Source organism: Aquabacterium sp. A08 (assembly GCF_011742065.1).
On sequence record NZ_JAAQQT010000580.1, the window covers coordinates 1 to 1,772 of the forward strand.

At 69.1% G+C, this 1,772-nt stretch carries 2 protein-coding genes; both read right to left on the reverse strand.

Annotation, left to right across the window (positions count from 1 at the left end; all coding sequences use genetic code 11):
- Positions 1-734 (reverse strand): SDR family NAD(P)-dependent oxidoreductase (locus HA630_RS07080; protein ID WP_166833641.1); only part of this gene is annotated, 734 nt, incomplete at its 3' end.
- Positions 735-752: 18 nt separating this feature from the next.
- Positions 753-1,772 (reverse strand): thiolase family protein (locus tag HA630_RS07085; RefSeq protein WP_166833643.1); only part of this gene is annotated, 1,020 nt, incomplete at its 5' end.

A 1,772-nucleotide genomic window follows, 5' to 3' on the forward strand; every position in this document is an offset into this window, starting at 1 on the left:
AGGTGGCCGTTGCTGACGATGTGGCAGGCCAGTTCGGCGAACTCGCTGGGCTTGCCCAGGCGCGAGGGGAAGGGGATGCTGGCCGCCAGCGACTGCTGCACCGGCTCGGGCAGGGTGGCCATGAGCGGGGTGGCGAACAGGCCGGGGGCGATGGTGCAGACGCGGATGCCGTGCTGCGCCAGATCGCGCGCCATGGGCAGGGTCATGCCCACCACGCCGGCTTTGGAGGCGCTGTAGGCCTGCTGGCCCACCTGGCCGTCGTAGGCGGCGACCGAGGCGGTGAACACCATGGCGCCGCGTTCGCCGTCGTCCATCGGGTCCAGCTTGGCGCAGGCGGCGGCGAACAGCCGGGCCACGTTGTAGGTGCCGATCAGGTTGACGTTGATGACCTTGGCGAAATCTTCCAGCGGTGCGGCGTTGCCGTCCTTGCCGACCACGCGCCTGGCGGTGCCGATGCCGGCGATCTGCATCAGGATGCGGGCCGGGCCGTGGGCCGCGGCGGCGGCGTCAATGGCGGCCTGCACGCTGTCGGGGCTGGTGACGTCGCATTGCACCGCCACGGCGCAGCCGTTACCAAATTCAGCGCCGATGTCGGCTGCCACGCGCTGGGCGTTGTCCAGGTTCACGTCCAGCACCGCCACTTTCGCGCCCAGGCGGGCGAGTTCGCGGGCGGTGGCCTCGCCCAAACCGGAGCCGCCGCCGGTGACGAGGGCTGCTTTGCCTTGAATGTCCATGGTGTTTCCTTAAAAAAATCAGGCCGCGTCCGGGTTCTCGATCAGCAGCGCAATGCCCTGGCCGCCGCCCACGCAAGCGCTGGAGATGCCGTAGCGCAGGCCGCTGCGGCGCAGCTCGCGCGCCAGGGTGATGGTGAGGCGCACGCCGGTGCAGGCCAGCGGGTGGCCCAGCGCGATGGCGCCGCCGTTCACGTTGAGCCTGGCCAGGTCCAGGCCCAGTTCGCGGCCCACGGCCAGCGTCTGTGCACCCTGGGCTTCGTTGATCTCGAAGCGGCCGATGTCGGACAGCTTCAGGCCGGTGCGTTCCAGCAACAGGCGGATGGCCGGTGCCGGGCCGATGCCCATGATTTCGGGCGGCACGCCCACCGCAGCGGCGGCCACCACGCGGGCGGCGGGCTGCTTGCCGTGGGCTTTGGCGTAGGCACCCGAGGTGACCACGCAAGCCGCGGCGGCGTCCACCAGCGCGGAGCTGTTGCCACCGGTCTGCACACCGCCTTCGTACACCGGCTTGAGCTTGGCCAGCACTTCCACCGGCGAAATGCGCGGGTGGGTGTCGCGGTCCACGCTGGTGACCTTGCCTTGCAGTTTGATGCCCCGGGCCTTGTAGCCCTCCAGCTCGAACTTCTCGGTCACCACCGGCACGATTTCGCCGTCAAAGAAGCCCGCCTCTTGAGCGGCCACGGCCTTGGCGAAGGAATCAGACGCGAACTGGTCCACGTCCTCGCGGTTGATGCCGTATTTTTTGGCCAGGTTTTCGGCGGTCTGGATCATGTTGATGCCAGCGGCCGGGTCTTTCAGCGCCTCCCACATGTAGTCCTTGAAACCCACCGGCGCGCCCAGCTTGAAGCCGGTGCGGTGGTCGAAGGCGGCAATGGGGTTGCGCGTCATGCTCTCGGTGCCCACCACCAGCGCGGCGTCGCAGGCGCCGGCCTCGATCTGCTCACCGGCCTGGCGGAACAGCTCAAAGCCGGTGCCGCAGATGCGCTGCGCCATGATGGCCGGCACGTCTTGCGGCACGCCGGCGTACAGGCCGATGTG